A 6,018-nucleotide genomic window follows, 5' to 3' on the forward strand; every position below is an offset into this window, starting at 1 on the left:
GGCCTACCGACCCAGGCTCGTGACGAGGAGGAGGGCGATGGCCAGGCCGACCGACGTGGCGGCCGAGAACGCCATCACGGCGGCCGCCTCCCGAGCCTGGTGACGCACCCGGCGAACCGGTGCCACTGGTGCGATGCTCATGATCTCGACCCCCCTCAAGGCAAGACGTGGTGCTCTGGTGTTCCGGCGCCCAGGAGGGCGCCGAACCGGCGATCCGCAGGACCAGGTCCCTGCCCGCTCCCCGATGGGAAGTCGTCCTCTGGAACCGGGGAAGGTGCCCCAGATGACGAAGGAAGAAGGGAGCGGGCCCGAGACCTCGCCCTGCGGATCGCCCTGTGAAGTTGTGCTCGGTGCTGGATTCGGTGGCGCTGCTGGTGCCGGCCGGGGTCAGACCCCGGGGAAGACCTCTTCACTGAGCTCGGAGAACTTCTCCTCCTGCTCCGCGGAGTACTGCTGCCAGCGCGCCGGGTCCCAGATCTCGATCCGGTTCATCACGCCGATGACCACCACGTCCCGGTCGAGCGAGGCGTACTCGCGCAACATCGGGGTGATCGTGATCCGGCCCTGCTTGTCGGGGGTCTCCTCCGAGGCACCGGCGAACAGGAAGCGCGTGTAGTCGCGCGCCCCCTTCACCGTGACCGGCGCCTCCTGGGCCCGACGGGTGAGCTCGACGAAGTCGGCCATCGGCCACACCGTCAGACAGCGCTCCTGCCCTCGAGTCACCACGAGCCCCTCCGCGAGCTGGTCCCTGAACTTGGCCGGGAGGAACAGCCGCCCCTTGTCGTCGAGCTTGGGGGTGTAGGTGCCCATGAAGAACATCGAGCACCTCCACTCCCCGTCCTTCTGTGGGCGGTCCCTCCACTTCGCACCACTTTACTCCACTTCCCCCCACGGTCAACCATGACTCGCGTGTTTCGCCGCCTGAATCCCGCGGTTCCGGGCGGGGCCTCTCCCCCGCCGGCAGCCCGTCGTACGGCGTCGGGGTTGCGGCATCTGCGCAGGTCAGCGGCGTGCGCGGCGCCGGAGCCGGTCGAAGTGGAGCGCCGGTGGGGAGAAGGGGCGCCCGTGGTGGGGGGAAGTGGAGCGGGTGGTGGAGGACGTGGGGCGCCGCGACCCGCACGAGCCTCGGGCGTCGATCTGCAACCGAACCGGGAGGCGCGTCGTCCGAACCATCAAAGAACGCGACGCGTATCTTTCCCGGACGCCCTACGGTTGGGCTTGGGGACGTCGCCGCCTGGGCGCGACGCGCAGGAACAGGGAAGGACCGCACGTGGGAACTCCGAGCACGGGAGGAGCCGACCTCGAGACCCTGGCACGGGTCGTCGGTCGGGTGCGCGCGAACATCGAGCGGGTCATCGAGGGCAAGCCGGACGTGGTGTCCTCGACCCTGGTGGTCCTGCTGGCCGAGGGGCACCTGCTGATCGAGGACGTGCCCGGCGTCGGCAAGACGATGCTGAGCAAGGCGCTGGCCCGGAGCATCGACTGCTCGGTACGGCGCATCCAGTTCACGCCGGACCTGCTGCCCTCCGACGTCACCGGCGTCTCGGTGTTCAACCAGAACACCCGCGAGTTCGAGTTCCGGCCCGGCGGGGTGTTCGCGAACATCGTCGTCGGCGACGAGATCAACCGCGCCTCGCCGAAGACGCAGTCCGCGCTCCTGGAGTGCATGGAGGAGCGGCAGGTCACCGTCGACAACACGACGTACGGGCTCGAGTCGCCGTTCATGGTGATCGCGACCCAGAACCCGATCGAGATGGAGGGCACCTACGCCCTGCCCGAGGCGCAGCGCGACCGCTTCATGGCCCGGGTCTCGGTCGGCTACCCGGTGGAGGCCGCCGAGCTCGCGATGCTCGACTCGCACACCGGGAGCAACCCGCTCGACGACCTCGAGCCCGTGACCGACGCCGCCGAGGTCCAGAAGCTGACCGGCATCGTGGGCCAGGTCTACGTCTCCGAGGCCGTGCAGCGCTACACCGTCGCCCTCACCGCGGCCACCCGGCGTTCGGAGGAGCTCACCCTGGGCGCCTCGCCCCGGGCGACGCTGCACCTGGTGCGCGCGGCGAAGGCGATGGCCGCCATCCACGGCCGCGACTACGTGCTCCCCGACGACGTGCACACCCTGGCCCGCCCGGTGCTGGCCCACCGGCTGCTGCCGAGCGTCGAGGCGGCGATGAGCGGACGGTCGACCAGTGCCATCCTGGACGGCGTCGTCGCGAGCGTGCCGGTTCCCGAGGGGAACCGTGCGTGAGGCGCTCGCCGGCCTGACCGTCCGCGGACGGGCGTTCCTGGCCGCGGGTGTCACCGCGATCGTCTGCGCGATCCTCCTCGGCCAGCCCGGGCTGACCCGGGTCGGCGTGCTCGTCCTGGCGCTGCCGCTCGTGACCGCGGCGCTGCTCGCCCGCGGCCGCTACCGGCTGGCGCTGGTCCGCACCGTCAACCCGCAGCTCGTGGCGGCCGGGCAGCCGGCGCGGGTCAGCCTGACCCTGACCAACGAGGGCCGCACCCCCAGCGGCGTGCTGCTGCTGGAGGACCACGTCCCCTACGTGCTCGGCACCCGCCCCCGCTTCGTGCTGGAGGGGATCGGCCAGGGCTGGCGCCGGCACGTGACCTACCAGGTGCGCTCCGACGTCCGCGGCCGCTTCGAGATCGGCCCGATGACCGTGCGGGTCAGCGACCCGTTCGGCCTGATCGAGCTCGGCCGCTCGTTCCGCACCACGGTCCCGCTCACCGTCACCCCCCGCACCGTCCCACTGCCCGGCATCCCGCTCGGCGGCGCCTGGACCGGCTCGGGCGACAACCGGCCGCGCGCCTTCGCGACCGGCAGCGCCGAGGACGTCACGGTGCGCGAGTACCGCCGGGGCGACGACCTGCGCCGCGTGCACTGGCGCAGCTCGGCCCGGGTCGGCGAGCTGATGGTGCGCCGCGAGGAGCAGCCCTGGCAGTCCCGGGCGACGCTCTTCCTCGACAACCGGCTGCGCGCGCACCGCGGCCAGGGCATCGCCTCCTCGCTGGAGGCGGCGGTCGCCGCCGCCGCGTCGGTGGCGGTGCACCTGAGCCACCGCGGGTTCACGGTGCGGCTGGTGACCGCCACCGGCGAGGACCCCAACAGCTCCTGGCACTACCGCGACGCGGACCTCAACACCGGCCCCCTGCTCGAGGCGCTGGCGGTCGTCCAGGCCGTGCACCACCCGCACCTCGACACCAGCTGGCTCACCGAGGGCGGGCACGGCGGGCTCACCGTGGCCGTCTTCGGCAGCATCGAGGCCATGGACGTCCCCGTGCTGCGACGGATGCAGCTGCACGCCGGCTCGGCACTGGCGATCGCGCTCGACGTCGATGCCTGGGTCTCCCCCGCGTCCGGCGCCGGCGGCTCCACCCCGGTGCTGACCCAGCAGGGCTGGCGCGCGGTGCCGCTGCGTCCCCGGGACCGGCTCGACAACGTCTGGCAGGAGCTGGGCCGCAGCGGCGCCCAGCTGTCCCGGTCCGGCGGACCGGCAGGACCCCGGGTGGTCCGGTGAGCAGCCGCCGCCGCAGCGGCCCCGGCGCGGAGGTCGTCCTCGCCGGCACCGCCGCCGCCACCACCTGGGTGGCGATGTGGTCGTGGAGCGGCTTCACGACGGTGCCGGGCCGGTTCCTCGGGCCCCTGTTCGCGCTCGGCCTCGTCGTCGCCGTCACCGGTGTGCTGGCCCGCTGGTGGCGGGTGCCGGGCCCGGCCGTGGTCGGCCTCCAGGTCGTCGTCTCCGGGCTGGTCTGCAGCACGATGCTCAGCGGCTCCCCCCTCCCTGTGGGACCCGCCTGGTCGCGCCTCGCCACGTCGTACGCCGACGCGATGGACACGGCGAGCCGGTACGCCGCGCCGGTGCCCGCCCACGTCCCCGGCGTCCACCCGCTGCTGATCCCCGGCGGCCTGGTCTGCCTGCTGCTGGTCGACGTGCTCGCCTGCACGGCGCGCCGGGTGCCGCTGGCGGGCCTGCCGCTGCTGACCATCTACAGCGTCCCGGTCAGCCTCGTGGGCGGCGGGGTCTCCTGGTGGGTCTTCGTGCTCACCGCCGCCGGCTTCATGGCCATGCTCTTCCTCCAGGAGAGCGAGCAGGTCACCCGGTGGGGACGGCCTCTTGGCCAGGATCCCGCCGAGGCCGACCCGTCGGCGTTCGGGGTGTCGACCGGCGCGGTGCGCACCAGCGCAGGGGCCATCGGCTCCGTGGCCACCGTCATCGCGCTCTTCGTGCCGCTGCTGATCCCCACCCTCGAGCTCCACCTGCTCGACGGGGGCCGGGGACCCGGCGGCGGCTCCGACATCACCATCAAGAACCCGATGGCGGACCTGCGCCGCGACCTCACCCAGGGCGAGGACATCCCGCTGCTGCGCGTCACCACCGACGACCCGAGCCCGGACTACCTGCGGATCTCGGTCCTCAACATGTTCAACGACAACGAGTGGACCTCCGGGGACCGCGACGTACCGACGAACAACCTGGCGGACGGCCCGATGCCCGGTCTCGTGGGGGTCGCCTCGACGGTGAAGCGCACCGAGTACCACTACGACGTGTCCGTGTCGTCCGACTTCTCCTCGACGTGGCTGCCCACCCAGGCGCCGATCAGCCAGATCGCGGCCGACGGCGACTGGCGCTACGACACCTCCACGATGGACTTCCTCGCCGGTGACCGGGACCTGTCCACGTCGGGGATCAGCTACTCCATGACCGGGGTGAGCCTGGACTACTCGGCCGCCGACATGGCCCGGGCGCCGTCGTCGGCCGGAATGGTGGGCAAGGACTACGTCCAGCTGCCTCCCGGCCTGCCGACGATCGTGCGGACCCTCGCCAACGACGTGACCCGGGACGCCCCCAGCCGCTACGAGAAGGCCGTCGCCCTCCAGAACTGGTTCAGCACGACCGGCGGGTTCACCTACGACCTGCACTCCTCGCCGGGCAACGGCGTCGACGACCTGGTCGCGTTCCTGACCGACGGCGACGGCGGCCGGACGGGCTACTGCGAGCAGTTCGCCGCCGCCATGACCGTGATGGCCCGGATCCTCGGCATCCCGTCCCGGGTGGCGGTCGGCTTCCTCGAGCCGCAGCAGGTCGGGCCCCACACCTTTGAGTACAGCTCGCACGACCTGCACGCGTGGCCCGAGCTGTTCTTCCCCGGATCCGGGTGGGTGCGTTTCGAGCCGACCCCGGCCGGCGCCGGCACCAGCATCCCGGACTACACCAAGCAGGACGTGCCGGTGGGCAACCCGACCCTGCGACCCGAGCAGCCGCAGCCCAGCGACGAGCTGCCGGACCGCGGGGCCAGCGAGAGCGCCAGCCCGAGCGAGTCCCCGGCAGCCGGGTCGCACTCCGACTCCGGATCCGGCTTCCCGTGGCTCCCGGTCGGCGGCGGCCTCGCCGTCGTCGCGCTGCTGGGGGTCGTGGCCCTGCTGCCGCGGGCGGTACGGCGTACCCGACGGGAGCGCCGGCTGTCTGGCGGGCCCGAGGACGCGTGGGCCGAGCTGCGCGCCACGGCGCTGGACCTCGGCGTGCCCTGGCCGGAGGGGCGCTCGCCGCGCGAGACCCGCCGACGCCTGGTGCGCTTCTTCGGCGCGCCGGTCGACGACCGGACCGCCGAGCGACCCCGGCACGGCGCCGACGTGGCACCGGAGGCCGTGGCGGCGCTGGAGCGGATCGTCCGGACCCTCGAGCTCTCGCGCTACGCGCGTGACCCGGCCACGCCCGGGCCGCTGCGTCCCGACGTCGAGACCTGCCTCGCCGCGCTGCACGGTGGCGCGTCCCGCGGGGCGCGCCGGAGGGCGGAGTGGTGGCCGCGGTCGGTGGTGGTCCGCCCCGGTCGCCCCCGTCGGGCCGCGGCCGAGGTCCCGGTCCAGGCGAGGTACGGCGGCGTCGTCGACCACGTCGGCTGATATGTAGGGATCTCCTGTCAAGGGGCAGGGTGAGGCGCCGTCGCGACTGGTTGTCGTGGCGGCGCCTCTGTTCTGGCGTGGGGTCGGTGCGGGTTCAGCGTGTCTGCGACGCGCGG

5 protein-coding genes are annotated in these 6,018 nt (G+C 73.1%); 3 read left to right on the top strand and 2 right to left on the bottom strand.

Annotation, left to right across the window (positions count from 1 at the left end; all coding sequences use genetic code 11):
- Nucleotides 1-3 precede the first annotated feature (3 nt).
- Both ABD268_RS18930 and mraZ read right to left on the bottom strand, forming a co-directional pair.
- Entirely contained in the window at nt 4-141 is a 138-nt protein-coding gene (locus ABD268_RS18930) for a hypothetical protein (protein WP_344156019.1), read from the bottom strand.
- Between the two features lie 246 nt (nt 142-387).
- Nucleotides 388-819, bottom strand: a complete 432-nt coding sequence (mraZ, locus tag ABD268_RS18935) for a division/cell wall cluster transcriptional repressor MraZ (protein WP_344156022.1) — start codon at nt 817-819, stop codon at nt 388-390.
- Nucleotides 820-1,270: 451 nt separating this feature from the next.
- Between mraZ and ABD268_RS18940 the strand changes: the two genes are divergently transcribed.
- The 3 genes from ABD268_RS18940 to ABD268_RS18950 are packed head-to-tail and all read left to right on the top strand — an operon-like array spanning nt 1,271 to nt 5,902.
- Nucleotides 1,271-2,248 (top strand): AAA family ATPase, encoded by a 978-nt coding sequence (locus ABD268_RS18940; RefSeq protein ID WP_344156025.1) that lies wholly within the window; start codon nt 1,271-1,273, stop codon nt 2,246-2,248.
- Complete coding sequence (locus tag ABD268_RS18945) at nt 2,241-3,518, top strand: DUF58 domain-containing protein (RefSeq protein ID WP_344156028.1); 1,278 nt, start codon at nt 2,241-2,243, stop codon at nt 3,516-3,518. The genes ABD268_RS18940 and ABD268_RS18945 overlap by 8 nt, the downstream gene beginning before the upstream one ends.
- Nucleotides 3,515-5,902, top strand: coding sequence for a transglutaminase TgpA family protein (locus ABD268_RS18950; protein WP_344156031.1), 2,388 nt, complete (start codon nt 3,515-3,517; stop codon nt 5,900-5,902). The genes ABD268_RS18945 and ABD268_RS18950 overlap by 4 nt, the downstream gene beginning before the upstream one ends.
- The last annotated feature ends 116 nt before the right edge of the window (nt 5,903-6,018 follow it).

Source organism: Nocardioides koreensis (genome assembly GCF_039531775.1).
Classification (GTDB): domain Bacteria; phylum Actinomycetota; class Actinomycetes; order Propionibacteriales; family Nocardioidaceae; genus Nocardioides; species Nocardioides koreensis.

What these genes read in the sequence shown, in the direction of transcription:
- ABD268_RS18930 (WP_344156019.1), bottom strand. Translation starts at nt 141, where the DNA reads ATGAGCATCGCACCAGTGGCACCGGTTCGCCGGGTGCGTCACCAGGCT.
- mraZ (WP_344156022.1), bottom strand. Translation starts at nt 819, where the DNA reads ATGTTCTTCATGGGCACCTACACCCCCAAGCTCGACGACAAGGGGCGG.